Below are 19,576 nucleotides of genomic sequence, written 5' to 3'. Positions count from 1 at the left end.
CTGAGCGTCAATCTGCGCGTCAGGAAGGCCCTTTCGCGACCCTTTCAAGCCACTCGGCCGAGCACATTTCATCCAAAAGGACGAGGGCCGGACCGCCCCTGTTTCAAGGGGTGGTCCGGCCCATCCGGTACGACGCTCAGGCGGCGTACTGGTGTGCGTCGACCTGAGCCGGTTCCAGGGCCAGGTCGAGGACCTCACGGACGTCGCTGACCGGGTGAACCGTCAGCTCCGCCAGCACGGACTCCGGCACGTCCTCCAGGTCCGGCTCGTTCCGCTTCGGGATCAGGATCGTGGTCAGCCCGGCCCGGTGTGCGGCGAGCAGTTTCTGCTTCACCCCACCGATCGGGAGGACCCGTCCGGTCAGCGACACCTCACCGGTCATCGCGACCTCCGAGCGGACCGGCCGCCCGGAAAGCAGCGACGCCAGCGCGGTGGTCATGGTGACACCCGCGGACGGCCCGTCCTTCGGGACCGCACCGGCCGGAACGTGGATGTGCGCGTTCCGCTCGGCCAGGTCGCCGACAGGCAGCCCCAGCTCCGCACCGTGCGAGCGCAGGTACGACAGGGCGATCTGTGCCGACTCCTTCATCACGTCACCGAGCTGTCCGGTCAGTGTGACTCCGGTCGGGCCGGTCTCCTTGTCGGCCAGCGACGCCTCGACGAAGAGCACGTCACCACCCGCACCGGTCACCGCCAACCCGGTCGCCACACCTGGAAGCGCCGTACGCTCGCCGGACTCCGGTGTGAACTTCGGAGAGCCCAGGTAGCCCTTCAGGTCGCCGGAGCCGACTACCAGGGAGCCAACCTCTTCACCGAGCGCCAGGCGAGCCGTCACCTTCCGCAGGACGCGGGCGATCGACCGCTCCAGCTGCCGTACGCCGGCCTCACGCGTGTACTCACCAGCCAGCAACCGCAGTGCCGAGTCGTCGACAGTCACCTCGTCCGCCGTCAGGCCCGCCCGCTCCAGCTGACGCGGGAGCAGGTGATCACGGGCGATGACGACCTTCTCGTCCTCGGTGTACCCGTCCAGCTGTACCAGTTCCATCCGGTCCAGCAGTGGCGCCGGGATGGAGTCCAGCACGTTCGCCGTGGCCAGGAAGACCACGTCGGACAGGTCCAGCTCGACCTCCAGGTAGTGGTCCCGGAAGGTGTGGTTCTGCGCCGGGTCGAGGACCTCCAGCAGAGCGGCGGTCGGGTCACCCCGGTAGTCCGCACCCACCTTGTCGATCTCGTCCAGCAGCACCACCGGGTTCATCGACCCGGCCTCGGTGATGGCCCGGACGATCCGGCCCGGCAGTGCGCCGACGTACGTACGCCGGTGACCGCGGATCTCGGCCTCGTCCCGGACACCGCCCAGTGCAACCCGGACGAACTTCCGGCCCATCGCACGGGCCACGGACTCACCCAGCGAGGTCTTACCCACGCCAGGAGGACCGACCAGGGCCAGTACGGCGCCACTCCGGCGTCCACCGACCACACCGAGACCACGGTCCGCACGACGACGCCGTACAGCCAAGTACTCGGTAATGCGCTCCTTCACGTCATCCAGGCCGGCGTGGTCCGCGTCCAGCACGGCCCGGGCCTCCCGGATGTCGTAGCTGTCCTCGGTCCGCTCGTTCCACGGCATCTCCAGGACGGTGTCCAGCCAGGTCCGGATCCAGCCGACCTCGGGGGACTGCTCCGCGGTCCGCTCCAGTTTGTCGACCTCGGCGAGCGCGGCCTTGCGCACGTGCTCGGGCAGGTCGGCCGCCTCGACGCGGGCCCGGTAGTCCTCCTCCTCGGACTCGGCCTTGCCGTCCAGCTCGGCCAGCTCCTTGCGGATCGCGGCCATCTGCTGGCGCAGCAGGAACTCCCGCTGCTGCTTCTCCATGCCCTCCTGGACGTCCTTCTGGATCGTCTCGGACACCTCGAGCTCGGCCAGGTGGTCGCGGACCCAGCCGATCAGCTTCTCCAGCCGCTCGGTCACGTTCGCGTTCTCGACCAGCCAGGACTTCTGCTCGTTGCTCAGGTACGACGCATAGCCTGCCAGGTCAGCCAGCTCCGCCGGGTCGTCCACCTGCTTCACCGAGTCGATCACCTGATAGGCGCCGCGGCGCTGCAGGACCGACGTCACCAGGCTCTTGTACTCCCGCGCCAGCTCGGCCGAGCGGGCGTCGGTGATCTCGTGCAGTACGGTCGCGCCGACCCAGAGGGCGGCACCCGGACCAGTGGTCCCGGCGCCGATCAGGACTCGCGCCGTACCGCGGATGACGGCCGCCTGGGCTCCGCCCGGCAGCCGGCCGATCTGCTCGATCTCGCCGAGCGTCCCGGCCTTGGCATATTTCCCGTCCAGCCGCGGTACCAGCAATACCTGGTCCTGGCCGGAGGCCTGCGCCGCGTCGATCGCGGCCCGGGCCTCGCTGTCGGCCAGTCGGACCGGCACGACCATTCCCGGCAGGACCACGATGTCGTCCAGCGGCAGAACAGGAAGATTCAACGTATCGGTCACGCTGTCACACCCTTTTCAAGATTGAGTCTGACTGGCTCAACCAGGTGTGTAAGCAAGTAATTCCCGACGTTCGCTGAGGGTGAACTCAGGCTGTCAGCAGCTCACCGATCTGGCGTAGACCGGTGAGGTCGTGGACGTCGTCGGCCAGCGCCGGGACCTCGACCGTCGGGATCGAGCGGTGCCCCCGGACGAACCGGTCGGCCCGCTTGCGGTCCCCGACCACCTGCTGCATCTTGTCCGCGTGCAACCGCAGTACGGCGGCCGCCAGTGGAGACTTCTCCGCCTCGTCCAGCCGCTCCGCCGCGGCCAGTGACCGCTCGGCCGACAGTTCCGACGCGTGCGTGATCGTCACCCGGTTCAGTACGACGCCGGCCAGCGGCATGCTCTCCTCACGCAACCGCTCAGCGAAGTACGACGCCTCCCGCAGAGCATCGTTCTGCGGAGCCGCCACCACCAGGAAGGCCGTGTGCGGCTCACGCAACAGGGCCACCGTCTGCTCGGCCCGCTGCCGGAACCCGCCGAACAACGTGTCAAAGGCCGCCACGAACGTCTGTACGTCGGTCAGCACCTGCGCACCGAGTACCTTGTTCAGCACGGACATCGCCATGTTCACGCCGGCAGACATCAACCGGAACGGCCCACGCGCAGGCGCGAGCAGCAGCCGCAGGAACCGTCCCTCCAACAGCGACGCGAGCCGTTCGGGCGCATCCAGGAAGTCGAGCGCCGACCGCGATGGCGGGGTGTCCACGACGATCAGGTCCCAGTCGCCAGTCCGCTCCGCTTGCTTGTGCAGCTGGCCGAGCTTCTCCATCGCCATGTACTCCTGCGTCCCCGCGAACGACGACGACAGCGCCATGTAGAAGGGGTTCGCCAGGATCTGCTCGGCCTTCTCCGGCGTCGCATGGGCGAGCACGACCTCGTCGAAGGTCCGCTTCATGTCCAGCATCATCGCGTCCAGCCGGCCGCCGTTCGCCGCGTTCACCTCGGCGACGGCCCGCGGGGTGTTGTCGAGCTCGGTCAACCCGAGCGACTGCGCCAGCCGCCGGGCCGGATCGATCGTCAGTACGACGACCTTCCGCCCGCGCTCCGCCGCTCGCAACCCCAATGCCGCAGCCGTGGTCGTCTTGCCGACCCCGCCGGCGCCGCACGTAACGATGATGCGCGTGCCCGGGTCGTCGATCAGGGCATCCAGATCCATCGCGCTCATCCGCGTCCTCGCTTCGCTGCGGGCGCGGATGAGCTTTTGGCGCTGCGCTTATTGATGAACTCGCTCCGCTCGTTCATGGGCGCAGCTCCTCGGCCAGGTCGTACAGGGCGCCTTGGTCGATGCCCTCCGGCAGCAGCGGGAGCTGGGTCACGTGCTTGCCCAGGGCATCTATTCGGTCGCGGTTCTCGCGTTCCAGCCCGACCCGGACGGCGTGGTCGTGGGCCTCTGCCGCGAGGGTGGCAGCGAGCTCCTTGGTCACTGTGATGCCCGCCGCCCGCAGCCCCTTGCTGATCTCGGTGACGGGCAGTTTCTCCTTCACCGCAAGGGCGAGCGCGTCGTCGTCGAGCGGGCTGTTGCGGACCATGTTCACCACGACCGACCCGATCCGCAGATCGAGCGCCTCCAGGTGTTCGACCGCGTCGAGGGTCTCCTGGACCGGCATCTCCTCGAGCAGCGTGACCAGGTGGATCCGGGTCACGTCGGAGCGCAGCATGCCCATGATCGCGTCCGCCTGGTTGCGGATCGGCCCGACCTTGGCCAGGTCGGCGACCTCATGGTTCACGTTCAGGAACGGCGCGATCCGCCCGGTCGGCGGGGCGTCCAGCACGACAGCGTCGTACGCGAGCCGCCCGTGCGACTTGCGCCGGGTCGCCTCGTACACCTTGCCGGTGAGCAGTACGTCGCGCAGCCCCGGTGCGATCGTGGTGACGAAGTCGATCGCCCCGACCTTGTCGAGCGCTTTCCCGGCCCGGCCGAGGTGGTAGTACATGTCCAGGTACTCCAGCAGCGCCGCCTCGGCGTCCACGGCCAGCGCGAACACGTCGCCTCCGCCGGGCCCCTGCGCGATCCGGCGTTCGACGTACGGAAGAGGCGGTACGTCGAACAGCTGGGCAAGCCCTTGTCGCCCTTCGACCTCGACGAGCAGGACCCGTTTGCCCTGCTCGGCCAGTGAGAGCGCCATGGCAGCCGCAACAGTCGTCTTCCCGGTGCCCCCTTTACCGGTGACCACGTGCAGCCTCGCCATACGGTCCAGGGTAGGACGTGGCCCACAGCACACTCCCTCAGGCGCCCGTTAGAGTCCATCTCATGAAGAAGTTCGAGTACTTCACCGCGCCGCTGCTGGTCCACTCGACCAAGGAGATCCTGGACAACTTCGGCCAGGACGGCTGGGAGCTGGTCCAGGTCGTCCAGGGCCCGAACCCGGAGTCCCTGGTCGCGTACCTGAAGCGGGAGATCGAAGAGTCATGAGCCACCCCGAGGAGAAGCTCGCCGAGCTCGGCCTGAAGCTGCCCGAGGTGGCCAAGCCGGTCGCCGCGTACGTGCCGGCGGTGCGGACCGGGAACCTCGTCTACACGTCCGGCCAGCTGCCGCTGCGTGAAGGCACCCTGATCGCCACCGGCAAGGTCGGCGACGCCGTCAGCGCCGAGGTCGCCAGCGAGTGCGCCCAGCAGTGCGCGCTGAACGCGCTGGCCGCGGTCAAGGCCGAGATCGGCGACCTGGCGAACATCCGCCGGATCGTCAAGGCGGTCGCGTTCATCGCGTCCACGCCGGACTTCACCGGTCAGCCGCAGGTCGCCAACGGCGCCTCGGAACTGTTCGGCCAGGTGTTCGGCGCGGCCGGTCAGCACGCCCGCAGCGCGGTCGGTGTCCCGGTCCTGCCGCTCGATGCTCCCGTCGAGGTCGAACTGATCGTCGAGGTCGCCTGACCGCCCGCATGGTGCGCAACCTGAAGTCCCAGTTGCTGTCCGGCCGGATGGCGTCGGTCGCGCTGGAGTTCGCCCGTTCGGGCCAGGCGCCGGTCGAGCCGCGCCCGGCCTCGACGGTGATTCTGCTGCGTGACACTGCCGCCGGACCGGAGGTCTACCTCCTCCGGCGGCAGCGCACGATGGCCTTCGCGGCCGGGATGACGGTCTTCCCGGGCGGCCGGGTGGATCCCGGTGACGCTTCGGTCGCCGACTCGTGGGCCGGTCCGTCGGCTGACTGGTTCGCCGACCGGATGGGCTGCTCGGCCGAATCCGCGGCCGCTTACGTCGCGGCCGCCGTACGCGAGACCTTCGAGGAGTCCGGCGTACTGCTGGCCGGTCCGTCGGCGACCTCCGTCGTGGGCGACACGACCGGGGACGACTGGGAAGCGGACCGGGTGGCGCTGGAGGCGGGGGAGTTGCGGTTCGCCGACTTCCTGCATCGGCGGGGCCTCGTGGTGCGGGCCGATCTGCTTGGTGCCTGGGCGCACTGGATCACGCCGGAATTCGAGCCCCGGCGGTACGACACCCGCTTCTTCGTCGCCGCCCTCCCGGCTGGCCAGGTCACCCGCGACGTGACCAGCGAATCCGACCAGGTCGCCTGGATGCGCCCAGCCGACGCGGTCGCCGCGGTCGAGTCGGGCGAGTTGCTGATGCTCCCCCCGACGTACGTCTGCTGCCGCGACCTCACGCCGTACGGCGACATCCCGGCGATCCTGGCCGCCGCAGGCGAACGCGAGATCCGCCCGGTCCTACCCACGGTCCGCGTAGCCGGCAACCAGGCCTACTTGGAGACCACATGACCGTGGTGCTCGCCGACAACCCCGGACCCATGACGCTGGACGGCGCCCGGGCCCACCTGGAGACCACATGACCGCCGTCACGGACTTTGCCACCCTGGTGCGCGCCGACAACCCCGGGGTGATGACGCTGGACGGGACCAACACCTGGATCCTGCGAGCGCCGGGTTCGGACCAGTCGGTCGTCGTCGACCCCGGCCCTCAGTTGGAGGACCATCTCCGGGTCGTGCTCGACGCCGCCGGCGACGTGGCCGTCGTACTGCTGACACACAAGCACCCGGATCACTCCGAAGGAGCAGCCTGGTTCGCGAACCAGGCTGGTTGCGGGGTCCGAGCGGTGGATCCGGAGTTCCGCCTCCCCACCGACCATGCCCACGGCCTCACCGAAGGCGACGTCATCACCGCCGGCAACCTCCGCATCGAGGTCCTCCCGACCCCCGGCCACACCATGGACTCGGTCTGCTTCTGGCTCCCCCAGGACGGCTCCCTCCTCACCGGCGACACCGTCCTAGGCCGCGGCACCTCCGTCGTAGCCCACCCGGACGGCGCCCTCGGCCCGTACCTCGACTCCCTCGACCGCCTCCTCGCCTTCGCCAACTCCCCAGTCGGCGTATCCCGCCTACTCCCCGGCCACGGCCCAGTCATCGAAGACCCCACCGACGTCCTCACCTACTACATAACCCACCGCCAAGACCGCCTGACCCAAGTCAAAGCCGCCCTAGCCGCCGGCCACACCACCCCCGAAGCCATCATCGAACACGTCTACACCGACGTACCCCCCACCCTCCACCCCGCCGCCAAACGCTCAATCCAAGCCCAACTCGACTACCTCAACCACTGACCCCGCCCGGTTGCCCCGTCACATGTGGGGTCGCCCCCTCAGATTTTCAGTGGGCAACCCCCCAACCGAGCAGGCAACCCCCCAACCGAGCAGGCAACCCCCCAACTGAATGGGCAACCCCTCATGTCGGTGGGCAACCCCTCATGTCGGTGGGCAACCCCTCAGATCGGGGGTTGCCCGTCGAGATTCTCAGTGGGCAACCCCCGATCTGGGTGGATGACCCCTGAGATTGGGGGTTGGCTCGTGGTGGAGGTTGTCCACAGGGGTGGGGTTGAGGGCAGCGCGCGGTGGGTGGTTCGGCCGATGCTTGACGGGTGAATCCGAAGTTGAAGTTGCTGGCCGGCCGGCAAGGTGGGGTGTTCAGCCGTGGTCAGGCCGGTGAGTGCGGGTATACGCCGGACCAGATCCGCGAGCGTCTCGCGGACGGCCGTTGGACGCGGGTCCGCTACGGGCAGTACGCCGAAGCGGTCGACCTGAGCCATCTCGCGCCCTGGGACCAGCAGAGTGTGAGACACCGGCGGCTTGTCCACGCGGTGATGAACTCGATGCGTCCTGGCGCCGTTGCCGTCAGCCACCAGTCTGCGCTGGCCTTGTACGACGTACCGCTGTGGGGACCGGATCTCGCGGAGGTTCAGGTCAGCCGTCTGGACCGCAACCGCGGCGGTCGCATCGCCGGCGTACGTCATCATCGAGGGAAGTTGACCGCGGCGGATCTGACAATGGTGGACGGTTTGACGGCGACGACACTGCCGCGGGCTCTGCTCGAAATGGCCTGTACGTCGTCCTTCGAGGCAGCCGTGATCAGCGCGGACGCCGCACGCCGCGACCACCCGATCAGTGTGGACGACGCGCAGCGTTTGCTGGAGGTGACCGAGTTCTGGCCGGGGAGTGCGACGGCGCGGGCCGCCTGGCGATTCAGCGATCCGTTGTCAGAGTCTGTCGGCGAGTCGCGGCTGCGAGTCGTGATGCACAACTACGGCCTTCCGGCGCCCGTACTCCAAGCCTCGTTCGCCGATGCTGGAGGGTTTGTCGGCCGGGTCGACTTCTACTTCGCCTTCCAGCAGACAGTCGTCGAGTTCGACGGTCTGGTGAAGTACTCGGGTGGGACACGGGAGAGCCTGATCCAGGAGAAGCTTCGCGAGGACCGTCTACGCGCACTCGGTTTGCAGGTGGTGCGGATCACCTGGGCCGATCTCGACTACCCCGACCAGGTCATTGCCCGGATCCACCAGGCCTTCGCCCGCTCCCGCCGTACCGCCTGACCACGAGGGTTGCCCCCCGAGGTGAGGGGTTGCCCATCGAGATTCTCAGTGGGCAACCCCCGATCTGAGGGGATAACGACTCAGATCGGGGGTTCGCGCGAAGGCGGGGGTGCCAGCGCCGGCCGGGGCCGGGGCGCGCGGGGTCGCCGGGGCGGGTGCGGCGGTTAGCGGGCGCGGGGGCGCCAGCGCGGAGCCCGGGCCGGGACGCGGCGGCGGGGAGCGGCGGGGGCGCCGGCCGGGGGGTGCGGGGTCGCTCGGGCGGTTGGGGGTGGGGGTTAGCGGGCTCGGCGTTGGAGGCGGTCTACGTCTAGGAGGACTACTGAGCGGGGTTCTAGGCGGACCCAGCCTCGGGAGGCGAAGTCGGCTAGGGCTTTGTTGACGGTTTCGCGGGAGGCGCCGACGAGTTGGGCCAGCTCCTCCTGGGTGAGGTCGTGGTGGACGTGGACGCCGTCGTCGGCGGTGCGGCCGAAGCGGCTGGCCAGGTCGAGGAGGGCCTTGGCGACACGGCCGGGTACGTCGGAGAAGACCAGGTCGGCGACTACGTCGGAGACCTTGCGGAGCCGGGAGGCGAGCTGGAGCAGCAGGCCGCGGGCCACCTCGGGGCGGCCGGCCAGCCAGCGGAGCAGTTCGTCGTGGGTCAGCGACATCAGGGAGGCGTCGGTGACGGCGGTGACGGTGGCGGACCGCGGACCCGGGTCGAACAGCGACAGTTCGCCGAACATCTGGCCCGGGCCGAGGACGGCGATCAGGTTCTCCCGGCCGTCGGCGGAGGTGCGGCCCAGTTTGACCTTGCCCTCGACCACGACGAACAGCCGGTCACCGGAGTCGCCCTCGTGGAACAGGACCTGGCCGCGGCGCAGCCGGTTCTCGGTCATCGACGCGGCCAGCGCGTCGGCCGCCTCGTCGTCGAGCTGACTGAACAGCGGTGCCTGTCGGAGCACTGCGGCATCCACTTGGGCCTCCTAGGACCTTCGACCACGACTTACGGGCGGGGTCCGGCCTCGCCCGGCACCGGGCCGTTACCACCCGGTTGCCCCAAAACCGTAGCCCCTCAGGTGTCGGCACCGCCACGTAGGCCTCCCGAGACTCGCCGGAGCACAGTCCGGGCACGCATTCCCGCACCCTCCGTGAGCGACCCGCCGTCAGCCCGCGCCGGTGGGTCGACGCATGGTCGAGGATTGGCTGTCGGCCGATGAGGGGGAGAGCGTGGACGACGGACAGCGCAGCGGTGAACTCGATGAGCTGGCGGCCAAGGCTGACGGCTACCCGGCCGGCGGCCTGGCCGGCTGCATGTGGTGGGCCACTCTCCTCGCGGGCAGCCAGGACGTGGCGGCCACCGCGGCGCAGCACGAAAAGAACAGCGCCTGGTACGCCGGACGGGACGCGACCGCCCGGGTCATCGATCTCCTGGTCGAGAAGGGTCGCATCGACACCGCCATCGCCTTCGCCCGGCTTCGACTCGACGCCGGTGACGAGTGGGCGATCGCCTGGGTGCCGAGACTCCAGGCTGCCGACCGGGATCAGGTCTCGGAGATCCAGTACTTCCTGACCAGGAGGGCGGACGCGGCCCTCCCGGATCTGCTGAGCGGGGAGGGCAGTACGAAGCTCTGGATCGCTGACGTCGACTACGCGGCGTACGGCGACCTCCGGGTGCGCCAGGTCGAGGCCGGGGCCGAGATCGCACTGGCCTGCTGGCACGTCTACATCGACACCGCCCGCTACTTCGGCGACAACCCGCCGAACGACGCGGAGACCGAGCTGCGGCCGGCGGGTACGGCGATCACGGAGCTCGGGCTGACCGTCGCCATCGTCAATGACCTCGCCGCCCGGTGGAACGCGCTCGACGTACCGCGGCCGCACGCCAACGGCAGCCATCTCGCCATCACCGTTCCGCTGCCCACGACCTAGGTATCTCGACGTGGGTTGTCGGAGGCCGGACGTAGGCTGGCCTCCATGCCGACCCAGCGTGTCGAGGCGCCCGCCTCCGTCGAATCACCCGTGAAGCTGCCCCGGAAGGCGCCCGTCTTCACCGACGAGACGAACACCCAACTGATCCGGCGTGCCCGCAAGATGCACCGGGTGCTCACCGAGACGTATCCGGACGCTCACTGCGAGCTGGACTTCACCAATCCGCTCGAGTTGCTGGTGGCCACCATCCTGTCGGCCCAGACCACCGACGTGATGGTGAACAAGGTGACCCCGACCCTGTTCGCCAAGTACCCGACCGCCCAGGCGTACGCGGAGGCCGACCGCGAGGAGATGGAAACAATCCTCAAGCCGACCGGTTTCTTCCGGGCGAAGACCAACAGTGTGATCAAGCTCGGCCAGGCCTTGGTCGACGAGTACGACGGTGTCGTGCCGGGCAAGCTGGACGAGCTGGTCAAGCTGCCGGGCACCGGCCGCAAGACGGCCAACGTGGTGCTCGGCAACGCGTTCGGTGTCCCCGGCATCACCGTCGACACGCACTTCGGCCGGCTGGTCCGCCGGTTCGGCTGGACCACCGAGGAGGACCCGGTCAAGGTCGAGCACCTCATCGGTGCGCTGTTCCCGAAGAAGGACTGGACGATGCTGTCGCACCGGCTGATCTTCCACGGCCGCCGCCGCTGCCACGCCAAGAAACCGGCCTGTGGCGCCTGCCCGGTGGCCCAGTGGTGCCCGTCGTACGGCGCCGGCCCGACCGACCCCGAGGTCGCCGCGAAGCTGGTGAAGGTCCCGGCGTGAACCACAAGCTCGGATCCCGTACGACGCTGTGCCTGATCGCCGGTCTGGTCGCCCTGACCGGCGTGGTCGCGTGCGGACCCGAGCAGGCAGGAACCGGGCAGTCAGGATCAGGGCAGTCAGGAACCGGGCAGACCGGCGGCTCCCAGGCCCCGAACAGCGCGATCGCCGGTGCCGACAAGTTGGCCGCCTGCCCATCGACACCGTCGAAGCCTCCGGTCAGCAACGCGCTCCCGGACATCACCCTCCCGTGTCTCGGCGAGGGCCCGGACATCCGGCTCGCCGACCTTCGGGGTCCTCTGGTCCTGAACGTCTGGGCCCAGTGGTGCGGTCCGTGCCGCGACGAAGCGCCGTACCTGGCTGAGCTGGCCAAGAGCGGCAAGGTGCAGATGCTCGGGATCGACTACGCCGATCCGCGGCCTGAGCTCGCGGTGAAGTTCGCCACCGACGAAGGGCTGGCCTATCCGCATCTGGTCGACGCGGACAAGACGATCCAGCGGGCGCTGAAGGTCGCCGGTCCGCCGTTGACCGCGTTCGTCGACAAGGATGGCGCGGTGGTCTACGTGCATCGTGGCGTGCTCACCTCGCAGCAACAGCTCGACCAGTTGGTGCGGGACAAACTGGGAGTGACCCGATGACCTTCGGCGATGTGTGGATCCCGGAGTGGCTGAAGCCGTTGGCGAAGGCGTCCGAGGAAGTGGATCCGAGCGAGCTGTCGAGGTTCCTGCCGCCCGACGATCCGTCCGTGCGCAAGTCCGCCGTACTGATTTTGCTTGCTGACGGCAACGACGGACCCGAGGTGCTGCTGACCGAGCGGGCCTGGACGTTGCGCCGGCATGCCGGGCAGATGGCATTCCCCGGTGGCGGTGTGGATCCGGAGGACGGCACCGGGGATGCGGGGTTGGTGCGGACCGCGCTGCGTGAGGCCGAGGAGGAGACCGGGGTCGATCCGGCCGGGATCGTACCGTTCGAGGTCTGGCCGGCCTTGTGGGTGCCGGTGAGCAACTTCGGCGTGTCGCCGGTGCTCGCCTGGTGGCGGGAGCCGTCGCCGGTCGCGGTGGTCGACCCGGCCGAGGTCACGTCGGTCCACACCGTCTCGGTGAACGCACTGGCGGATCCGGCGAACCGGATCAGCTGCCTGCACCCGTCCGGGTTCACCGGGCCGGCCTTCACCATCGGAGAGCTCTACATCTGGGGGTTCACCGCCGGACTGCTGGACAAATTGCTGGTCCTCGGTGGATGGTCGCGCGACTGGGACCCCTCGGTCGTCGTACCGTTGCCCGACCGGCTGGTCGAGGCGGCCTGGCGGAGTGAGGGACGGCGGCCGGAGGACGTGCGGCGGCTGACCGCCATCGAGCACGACCTCGGCCGGTCGAGAGGTCACGAGCCGGAAGGTGTGGAGTGAGCAAGCTCGACTACGCGCTGCTGATCATCACCGGGTTGGTGGCGATATCCGGGTACATCGAGGGCTTCGTGCTGGGCGCGTGCGCGACCCTGGGTCTGCTCGGCGGAGCCGCGGTCGGGGTGTGGGGCGTGCCCCGGATCCTGGACAACTTCTCGCCGAGCGTCTCGGTGTCCTTCGCGGCCCTGGTGCTGGTGGTGATCCTGGCCTCGATCGGCCGGACGATCGGTGCCGTACTCGGCTCCAGACTCAGGAACAAGATCTCCTGGACCCCGGTCAAGGCAGTCGACGCACTCGGCGGCGCCGCGCTGGCAGCGGTGTCGGTGCTGATCGTGTCCTGGGTGCTCGGCGTCGCGGTGAGCGGTGCGCGGATCCCGAGCGTGACGTCCGCGGTGCGCGGCTCGCAGGTGCTGGCGAAGGTCGATCAGGTGCTGCCCAACCGGGCCGATCAGGCGCTGCAGGCGTTCAACGACGTGGTGAACACCGATCTGTTCCCGCGGTTCCTGGACCCATTCGTGCCGGAGCGGATCCGGGAGACGCAGCCGCCGGACGGCGAGATCGCCCGGCAGCGACCGGTCCGCGACGCGTACAGCCGGATCGCCAAGATCACCGGCGTGGCCAACTGCTCGCGTGGTCTCGAGGGCAGCGGGTTCGTCTACGCCCCGCAGCGGGTGATGACGAACGCGCACGTGGTCGCCGGTGTCGGCGCGCCGCAGGTCGAGGTCGACGGGCGGTCGTACGAGGCGACGGTGGTGGTGTTCGACCCCGAGGTCGACATCGCCGTGCTGTACGTCCCCGAGCTGAAACTCACGCCGCTGAGCTTCGACTTCACCGCCAAGGCGGACGACCCGGCCGTCGTCCTCGGCTACCCGGAGAACGGCCCGTTCGACTCCGAGCCGGCCCGGATCCGGTCGGAGGAGCGGCTGCGCGGTCCGGACATCTACGGCGACAAGACGGTCACCCGGGAGGCCTTCTCGATCTGGGCCTCGGTCCGCCCCGGCAACTCCGGCGGCCCGCTGCTGTCCAGCAAGGGCACCGTGTACGGCGTGGTGTTCGCCGCCTCGGTCGAGGACAACCGCACCGGTTACGTGCTCACCGCCGAGCAGGTCTCCGACGACGCCAAGGAAGGCGCGACCGCCACCCAGGAAGTCTCCACCCGAACCTGCACCTGATGCAGCAGAACCCGGGTCCCGTCGCGTTGTAGGGATGTGACGGTGACGACGAGTGGGACGGGGCGGACGTTGTCGTTCGACGAACTCGTGGTGTCGAACGAGCGCCGGCTGCTGCGCCTCGGCCTGATGCTGACCGGTGGCGTGCACAGCGCGGAGGACCTGGTCCAGACGGTGTTCGCCCGGGCGCACCGCAAGTGGGACCGGATCGAGGCGCTGGACAACCCCGAGGCCTACCTGCGGACGATGGTGGTCAACGAGTTCCTCAGCTGGCGCCGCCTGCTGAAGAACCGGGAGCTGCCGGTCGCCGAGCCGGCCGACCTGCCGTCCGCCGAGGACATCGGTGCCCGGCAGGCCCAGCGGGACGCCGCCTGGCGGTTGCTGGCGGAGTTGCCGCGCCAGCAACGCGCCGTCCTGGTACTGCGGTACTACGAAGACCTGCCCGACGACGAGATCGCCGCCGTACTCGGGTGTGCGACCGCCACGGTCAGGTCCAACGCAGCCCGCGGGCTGGCGGCATTACGGAAGAACCTGCCCGCCGAGGAGGATCGCTGAGATGACGGACCAAGACCTCGAGCAGCTGCTCCGGGAAACCTTCGCGGACAAGGAGGACCTGGTCGACAGCTTGCCCCAGGCAACCAAGCGCCGCCGCCCGGTCGGCCCGGTGCTGTTGGCGGCCGCGGCGGTGCTCGTCGTACTCGGCGGCATCCTGTACGGCGTGAACCGCGATGGCGGTGCTGACCCGGCACCACCCCCGGTCGCGGTGGCACCTGCCGGGGACGACGCCGAGATCTGGGGTGCGGCGATCGCGACGATCACGGAGCGGTTCCAGTCGAAGTACGACCTACGGACGGTGGCCTTGTCAGATGGGTTCCGGGCCGCCAGGTTCCAGGAAAACACGGGCACCGTCCGGGCATTCTCCGTGGCGGAGAAGGACCGGATCGCAGACCTGGTCGCCAAGGCAGCCGGCGTCCAGGTGACGTGGTCCGAAGCAGGTCCTGAAACCGCACAGTGCATTCGGACGCTCGCGCGTGTCGGGGTCGGCGACGTGGTCGACAAAGGCGACCACAAGGAGGTCCGTACGAGCATCGCCTACAACTGTGGATACGCCTACCTGCTGACCTACCGCGTCGAAAAGCGGGGTGACACTTGGACCGTGACCGGAACCGTCGGCGTCGCGGAGGGCGTTATGCCGGCCTCGGGCTGTTCCCTCAGCGGACAGACGCCAGCCAGTCCACGACAAGGTTGTTGAACAGGTCGGGTGCTTCCTCGTGGGGGAAGTGGCCGGCCGGGGTGAGGAGTTCGTGGCGGAGGGGAGCCGTGACCAGGTGAGGTGGGGTCACCGCGGTCGGGGACAGCGCCGGATCCTGGGCTCCGTGGATCTGCAGCACCGGTACGGCGACCGGCGTACGCATCCTGGTTGAGTACTTGCGACCGTCAGGGCGCAGCCGGGATCGGGCGAACCAGCGGTGGTACTCCAGTGCGCAGTGGGGAGCCGGCCAGACCTGCAGTGCGGCGCGGTAGCGGCGGGACGACTCGGCGTCCGGGAACGTGCCGCCGGGCGCGGACCAGGCTCGGAGGAGCCGCTCGATGTGGATGCCGTCGTGGGCGAGCAACCGGCGTTCCGGCAGGATCGGCAGCTGGAACCAGGCCGTGTGGATCAGCGCCTTCCGCTGACCGGACCGGGCCAGGAACAACGGGTGCGGCGCGGAGACGACCGCCAGTCCGCGGATCTGTCGTGGCGTGAGTACGGCGGCCGACCAGCCGATGAACCCACCCCAGCCGTGCCCGACGACGACCGCATCGGTGGCGCCGAGGGAGCGGATCACGCCGGAGACGTCCGCGGCGGCGGTGTAGGGGTCGTAACCACGGGGGGTCTTGTCGCTGGCGCCGTACCCGCGCAGGTCCATCGCGACGGCGCGGTAGCCGGCCGCGGCGACGACCGGCAGTTGGTGGCGCCAGGCCCACCAGAACTCGGGGAAGCCGTGCAGGAACAGCACCAGCGGACCGTCCGCCGGTCCGCACTCGGCGACATGGAACCGGGCCCCGTTGGCCGCCACCAGCGAGTGCGACCAGGGCCCGTCGACCAGCAGGTCGACGACACCCGCCGGGCTCAGCGCCGTACGCCTGACTCGGACTCGTCGCCCTTGCCGATCGCCTTCAGCGCCTCGACCGACTCCTTCGAGGTCTCGATCGCACGCTGCGGGCCCTTCGCACTCTTGAGCGCACGCATCCCGACGAACACCAGCACCGCGCCGATCAACAGGTAGAAGCCGGCAACGATCAGGAAGGCCCAGGCCGGGTGCAGCCCGAGCGCAGTGAGCCCGTAGGCAGCCGCAATCGACAGCAGGATGATCGCCAGCAGGGCGAGAAAGGCGGCAGCGGCGAACAGACCGGCGCCGGTCCCGGCCGCCACCGCGGTCTTCTTCAGCTCGGTCTTCGCCAGCTCGAGCTCGCTGCGGACCAGGTTGGACAGATCCTTGCTGGCGTTCGCGACGAGCTGCCCGACCGTGGGCTCACTCCCGTTCGGCCCCATCGACATGGCACTCCTTCCACGCTCCGAACCCCGACACTACCGCCGACGCCACCCAACCACGGGTACCCGGCGCTCAGTCGGCGTACTCGCGATTGCGCCGGGACAGCAACACCGCCGCGATCAGAGCGGCCAGCAAGGACGCGACCAGTACGGCGGCCTTCGCCCGCTCGACCTGGGCGACATCGTCGCCGAAGGCCAGCTGGGCGATCAGCAGCGCGACCGTGAACCCGATCCCGGCCAGCACCGACACCGCGGCGACATCCCGCCACGCCAGGTCGGCGTTCAGCTCGGCTCGGGTGAACCGTGCGGTCAGCCAGGCTCCGCCGAACACGCCGGTCACCTTACCGAGCAGCAGCCCGGCGACGATCCCGATCGCGACCGGATCGGTCAGCGTCTCCCGTAATGCGCTCCCGCTCAGCGTCACCCCGGCCGCGAACAGTGCGAACACCGGTACGGCGACGCCCGCGGACCACGGCCGGAGCCGGTGCTCGATCCGCTCGGCCGGTGCGTGCTCCTCACCCGGATCCGCGACCACCCGGGTGACCAGGCCGAGCGCCACTCCCGCGATGGTGGCGTGGATCCCCGACTCGTGCATGAACCACCATGCGGCGATCGCGATCGGCACGTACAGGAACGGCGTGCGGATCCGGCGCCGCTGCAGGACGTACCAGACCCCGATCAGCGCGACCGCGGCCAGCAGCCAGAGCAGGTGGAACCCGTGGGAGAAGAACACGGCGATGACCAGGATCGCGCCGAAGTCGTCGACCACCGCCAGGGTGAGCAGGAACGCCCGGAGTGCACTCGGCAGCGACGAGCCGACGATCGCCAGCACGGCGAGCGCGAACGCGATGTCCGTTGCCGTCGGCACCGCCCAGCCGCGCGGCCGGCCGTTGTCGGCGGCAAGGTTCACCACCAGGTAGATGATTGCCGGGAGCACCATTCCGGCCAGGGCCGCGACCACCGGGACGACCGCCTCGCTGAGCCGCGACAACGTGCCGACCACGAGTTCGCGCTTCAGCTCGACACCGGCGAGGTAGAAGAACAGGGTGAGCGCTCCGTCGGAGGCCCATGCCTCGAGCGTGAGCGGACCGACCTCGACCTCACGCAGGTGGTGATAGGCGTCCTGCCAGGGGGAGTTCGCCCAGGCCAGCGCGACCACCGCGGCCGCGAGCAGCAGTAGACCACCGGTCGTCTCGGCGCGCAGGGTGTCGGCGAGAAACGCACGCTCGCGCCCCAGGACCCGGGGGAACGCACGCTTCTTCTGCCGGATCCGCGGGGTCTGGCTCATGGTCAGGCGCCCTTCGGTTCGGGGTCGTTCGGACACAACGCCGACCAGGCTTCCCGGCACACCATTCACCACCCGGCGGGCGGCGAATCCAACCCGGCCGATTCTAGCGGTTCTGGATTGCCCGGGCAGGGCCGATTGCGGCAGGGTGGGGCCGGTGCGCCGGGAAGTCTGGTCGGCATGCCCGTGCCCTGACCGGCGCGGGCTTCGCTGCCGCGTCCCCGGAGGTGCCGTGCTCCGTCAGAGCCCTGTGAGAGACGTCACGTGTCCCGGCGATCTCGGCGTACGCTGCAAGCGTGCACGGAGAGCAGATGGCCGAGGACTTCCCGGTGATCAGTCTGGACGACGACGCCCGGCAGGCGGTCGAGCTGCTCGCGTCCCGGCGGTTGCCCGGACTGATCGTGACCCGGCCCGACGGCAGCCCGTACGCCGTACTCCCGGCCTCGCAGGTGGTCCGTTTCCTGGTGCCGAGCTACGTGCAGGACGACCCGTCGCTCGCCCGGGTGATCGACGAGTCGCTGGCCGACCGGGTCGCCGACAAGCTGGCCGGTGTGACCGTGCGCAAGCTGCTGCCGGACGAGTCGTCCGAGATCCCGGTGGTCAATCACGACGACACGATCCTGGAGATCGCCGCGATCATGGCCCGGCTCCGCTGCCCGTTGGTGGTCGTCGTCCGCGACCATCACATCATCGGCGCGATCACCGCCTCCCGCCTGCTCGAGTTCGCCATCACTCCGCACTGACGGACAGCGCGGTGGCCGGATGACGGTCATCGCGATCACCGTCTTCGTCGTCGCGTACGTGCTGATCGCGACCGAGTGGACGCACAAACTGCTCGCCGTACTGGGCGGTGCGGGCATCCTTTTCGCGCTCGGGGTGACGGACTCCGTCCACGCGTTCTACTCGCCCGAGACCGGCGTCGACTGGGATGTCGTCTTCCTGTTGCTCGGGATGATGGTGATCGTCGGCATCCTGCGCCGTACCGGGGTCTTCGAATACATCGCGATCTGGGCCGCCAAACGCGCCAAGGGATCGCCGCTGCGGGTAATGATCCTGCTGACACTGATCACCGCGACCGCGTCGGCGTTCCTCGACAACGTGACCACCGTGCTGCTGATCGCGCCGGTCACGCTGCTGGTCTGCGACCGGCTCGGAATCAACCCGGTGCCGTTCCTGATCGCCGAGGTGATGGCGTCCAACATCGGCGGTGCGGCCACCCTGATCGGCGACCCGCCGAACATCATCATCGCCAGCCGGTCCGGCCTGACCTTCAACGACTTCCTGGTCAACATGACGCCGCTGGTGGTGATCGAGCTGATCGTGTTCACGCTCGTCCTGCCGCGGTTGTTCAAGGGCTCGTTCACAGTCGACCCGGACCGGGTGGACGGCGTGATGCGGCTGAACGAACGGGAGGCGATCGAGGACCGGTCGCTGCTGATCAAGAGCGGGGTCGTGCTGCTGCTCGTGCTCGTCGGCTTCATCGGTCACTCGGTACTGCACCTGGAGCCGTCCGTGGTCGCGCTGCTGGGTGCCGGCGTACTCGTGCTGATCTCGAAAGTGCCCACCAAGGACTACATGGCCGCGGTCGAGTGGCAGACGCTGCTGTTCTTCGCCGGTCTGTTCGTGATGGTCGGCGCGTTGGTGCGGACCGGCGTGATCGCGAAGCTGGCCGGCTGGGTCGGCTCGGCGACCGACGGGCACGCACTGCTCACGGTGATGCTGATCCTGGTCGTCTCCGGGATCCTGTCCGGCATCATCGACAACATCCCGTACGTCGCCACGATGAGCCCGGTCGTCCTCGAACTCAGCAAAGGCCTCGCCGACCCCGCGCACGGGGAGGCGCTCTGGTGGTCCCTGGCGATCGGCGCCGACTTCGGCGGCAACGCGACCGCGGTCGGCGCGAGTGCCAACGTGGTCGTGATCGGCCTGGCGCTGCGAGCCGGTCACCCGATCAGCTTCTGGGAGTTCACCCGCAAGGGCGTGATCATCACCGCGATCACCCTCGCCGTCGCCGCGCCGTACCTGTGGCTGCGTTACTTCGCCTTCGCCTGAACGGTCTTCACGAACTGTGCATGGCTCATAGGGTTCGAGCTACCCCCGGCCCGGGAATCGCCCAGTGTGCCCGG

Annotated in this window: 21 protein-coding genes; 14 read left to right on the top strand and 7 right to left on the bottom strand. The window is 69.2% G+C overall.

What is annotated here, in order from left to right:
- Window positions 1–136: 136 nt before the first annotated feature.
- From lon to V9K99_RS02090, 3 genes are all read right to left on the bottom strand, one after another.
- Window positions 137–2,488, bottom strand: coding sequence for an endopeptidase La (lon, locus tag V9K99_RS02100; protein WP_337002750.1), 2,352 nt, complete (start codon window positions 2,486–2,488; stop codon window positions 137–139).
- 85 nt (window positions 2,489–2,573) lie between these two features.
- Window positions 2,574–3,695: an ArsA family ATPase gene (locus tag V9K99_RS02095; RefSeq protein ID WP_337002752.1), complete on the bottom strand. Its 1,122-nt coding sequence runs from the start codon at window positions 3,693–3,695 to the stop codon at window positions 2,574–2,576.
- A 73-nt stretch (window positions 3,696–3,768) separates the two neighbouring features.
- Window positions 3,769–4,719 (bottom strand): ArsA-related P-loop ATPase, encoded by a 951-nt coding sequence (locus tag V9K99_RS02090; RefSeq protein WP_337002754.1) that lies wholly within the window; start codon window positions 4,717–4,719, stop codon window positions 3,769–3,771.
- A gap of 62 nt (window positions 4,720–4,781) precedes the next feature.
- Between V9K99_RS02090 and V9K99_RS02085 the strand changes: the two genes are divergently transcribed.
- The 5 genes from V9K99_RS02085 to V9K99_RS02065 all read left to right on the top strand — a co-directional run bounded on the left by V9K99_RS02085 (window position 4,782) and on the right by V9K99_RS02065 (window position 8,340).
- Window positions 4,782–4,943: a hypothetical protein gene (locus tag V9K99_RS02085; protein WP_132214365.1), complete on the top strand. Its 162-nt coding sequence runs from the start codon at window positions 4,782–4,784 to the stop codon at window positions 4,941–4,943.
- Entirely contained in the window at window positions 4,940–5,401 is a 462-nt protein-coding gene (locus V9K99_RS02080) for a RidA family protein (RefSeq protein ID WP_337002757.1), read from the top strand. The genes V9K99_RS02085 and V9K99_RS02080 overlap by 4 nt, the downstream gene beginning before the upstream one ends.
- Before the next feature lie 8 nt (window positions 5,402–5,409).
- The gene (locus V9K99_RS02075) at window positions 5,410–6,240 is read left to right on the top strand and encodes an NUDIX hydrolase (RefSeq protein WP_337002759.1); all 831 of its coding nucleotides are present in this window, start codon (window positions 5,410–5,412) and stop codon (window positions 6,238–6,240) included.
- 67 nt (window positions 6,241–6,307) lie between these two features.
- Window positions 6,308–7,078 carry an MBL fold metallo-hydrolase gene (locus V9K99_RS02070; RefSeq protein WP_337002761.1) on the top strand — a complete coding sequence of 257 codons (771 nt, stop codon included), beginning with the start codon at window positions 6,308–6,310 and terminating at the stop codon, window positions 7,076–7,078.
- A 314-nt stretch (window positions 7,079–7,392) separates the two neighbouring features.
- A complete protein-coding gene (locus V9K99_RS02065; RefSeq protein WP_337002763.1) occupies window positions 7,393–8,340 on the top strand; it encodes a type IV toxin-antitoxin system AbiEi family antitoxin domain-containing protein in 948 nt (315 codons plus the stop codon).
- A gap of 275 nt (window positions 8,341–8,615) precedes the next feature.
- On the opposite strand, the gene V9K99_RS02060 is transcribed toward V9K99_RS02065, so the two are convergent.
- Window positions 8,616–9,293: a Crp/Fnr family transcriptional regulator gene (locus tag V9K99_RS02060; protein ID WP_131361434.1), complete on the bottom strand. Its 678-nt coding sequence runs from the start codon at window positions 9,291–9,293 to the stop codon at window positions 8,616–8,618.
- Between the two features lie 214 nt (window positions 9,294–9,507).
- Here V9K99_RS02060 and V9K99_RS02055 point away from each other — a divergent pair, with 214 nt between their 5' ends.
- Genes V9K99_RS02055 through V9K99_RS02025 form a run of 7 tightly spaced genes read left to right on the top strand, consistent with a single transcriptional unit; the run spans window position 9,508 to window position 14,881 of the window.
- Window positions 9,508–10,248: a hypothetical protein gene (locus V9K99_RS02055; protein ID WP_337002769.1), complete on the top strand. Its 741-nt coding sequence runs from the start codon at window positions 9,508–9,510 to the stop codon at window positions 10,246–10,248.
- Window positions 10,249–10,293: 45 nt separating this feature from the next.
- A complete protein-coding gene (gene nth / locus V9K99_RS02050) occupies window positions 10,294–11,061 on the top strand; it encodes an endonuclease III (RefSeq protein WP_337002771.1) in 768 nt (255 codons plus the stop codon).
- Window positions 11,058–11,696 (top strand): TlpA family protein disulfide reductase, encoded by a 639-nt coding sequence (locus V9K99_RS02045; RefSeq protein ID WP_337002773.1) that lies wholly within the window; start codon window positions 11,058–11,060, stop codon window positions 11,694–11,696. The genes nth and V9K99_RS02045 overlap by 4 nt, the downstream gene beginning before the upstream one ends.
- A complete protein-coding gene (locus V9K99_RS02040) occupies window positions 11,693–12,463 on the top strand; it encodes an NUDIX hydrolase (protein ID WP_337002775.1) in 771 nt (256 codons plus the stop codon). The genes V9K99_RS02045 and V9K99_RS02040 overlap by 4 nt, the downstream gene beginning before the upstream one ends.
- On the top strand, window positions 12,460–13,632 hold the full coding sequence (locus tag V9K99_RS02035) for a MarP family serine protease (RefSeq protein ID WP_337002777.1): 1,173 nt from the start codon (window positions 12,460–12,462) through the stop codon (window positions 13,630–13,632). Before V9K99_RS02040 ends, V9K99_RS02035 begins: the two co-directional genes overlap by 4 nt.
- A 42-nt stretch (window positions 13,633–13,674) precedes the next feature.
- The gene (locus tag V9K99_RS02030) at window positions 13,675–14,184 is read left to right on the top strand and encodes a SigE family RNA polymerase sigma factor (RefSeq protein ID WP_337002779.1); all 510 of its coding nucleotides are present in this window, start codon (window positions 13,675–13,677) and stop codon (window positions 14,182–14,184) included.
- Between the two features lies 1 nt (window position 14,185).
- A complete protein-coding gene (locus V9K99_RS02025) occupies window positions 14,186–14,881 on the top strand; it encodes a hypothetical protein (protein WP_337002781.1) in 696 nt (231 codons plus the stop codon).
- On the opposite strand, the gene V9K99_RS02020 is transcribed toward V9K99_RS02025, so the two are convergent.
- From V9K99_RS02020 to nhaA, 3 genes are all read right to left on the bottom strand, one after another.
- A complete protein-coding gene (locus V9K99_RS02020; protein ID WP_337002783.1) occupies window positions 14,841–15,689 on the bottom strand; it encodes an alpha/beta fold hydrolase in 849 nt (282 codons plus the stop codon). The two genes, V9K99_RS02025 and V9K99_RS02020, sit on opposite strands and share 41 nt — an antisense overlap.
- 53 nt (window positions 15,690–15,742) lie before the next feature.
- Entirely contained in the window at window positions 15,743–16,171 is a 429-nt protein-coding gene (locus V9K99_RS02015) for a phage holin family protein (RefSeq protein WP_337002785.1), read from the bottom strand.
- Between the two features lie 67 nt (window positions 16,172–16,238).
- Window positions 16,239–17,453, bottom strand: coding sequence for a Na+/H+ antiporter NhaA (gene nhaA / locus V9K99_RS02010; protein WP_337002787.1), 1,215 nt, complete (start codon window positions 17,451–17,453; stop codon window positions 16,239–16,241).
- Window positions 17,454–17,746: 293 nt separating this feature from the next.
- Here nhaA and V9K99_RS02005 point away from each other — a divergent pair, with 293 nt between their 5' ends.
- Window positions 17,747–18,193 (top strand): CBS domain-containing protein, encoded by a 447-nt coding sequence (locus V9K99_RS02005; RefSeq protein ID WP_337002789.1) that lies wholly within the window; start codon window positions 17,747–17,749, stop codon window positions 18,191–18,193.
- Window positions 18,194–18,212: 19 nt separating this feature from the next.
- Complete coding sequence (locus V9K99_RS02000; RefSeq protein ID WP_337002791.1) at window positions 18,213–19,502, top strand: ArsB/NhaD family transporter; 1,290 nt, start codon at window positions 18,213–18,215, stop codon at window positions 19,500–19,502.
- Window positions 19,503–19,576 lie beyond the last annotated feature (74 nt).

Source organism: Kribbella sp. CCNWLW201, from assembly GCF_037203805.1.
Taxonomy (GTDB): Bacteria; Actinomycetota; Actinomycetes; order Propionibacteriales; family Kribbellaceae; genus Kribbella.
The sequence above is the reverse complement of the archived record's forward strand: the minus strand, read 5'-3'. Positions and strand labels throughout refer to the sequence as shown.